The sequence below is a fragment of the Thiocapsa sp. UBA6158 genome, assembly GCF_002423035.1.
In the GTDB taxonomy this organism is placed as follows: Bacteria; Pseudomonadota; Gammaproteobacteria; order Chromatiales; family Chromatiaceae; genus Thiocapsa.
On record NZ_DIUM01000008.1, the window covers coordinates 80,961 to 81,386 of the forward strand.

General features: G+C 66.0%; 1 pseudogene. It reads left to right on the forward strand.

Going from position 1 to position 426, the window contains the following annotated elements:
* Positions 1–426: pseudogene (carB, locus tag B4N44_RS01655) on the forward strand (carbamoyl phosphate synthase large subunit); the annotation flags it as partial.

The following is a 426-nucleotide window of genomic DNA, read 5'->3' on the forward strand; positions in this document are numbered from 1 at the left end:
CCTTCCAGGAGTCGCTGCAGAAGGCGGTTCGCGGGCTGGAGATCGATCGCTACGGTCTCGAGGAGATCGTCGATGCGCGTGAGCCGGACGCGGCCAAGCGTGTCCGCCATGAGCTGCGCCAGACCGGCGCCGAGCGGCTTTTCTATCTCGCCGACGCCTTCCGCCTCGGCATGAGCCTGGAGGAGATCCACGATCTATCCAAGATCGACCCCTGGTTCCTGGCTCAGGTGGAGGATCTGGTCCATACCGAGGCCCATGTGCGCACCGCCGGTCACGAAGCACTCGGCCGCGAGTCTCTACGCCTGCTTAAGCGCAAGGGGTTCTCGGACCGACGGATCGGGCAACTGGTCGGCACCACTGAACACGAGATCCGCGCGCTGCGCCGCGGGCAGGGTCTGCGGCCGGTCTACAAGCGCGTGGATACCT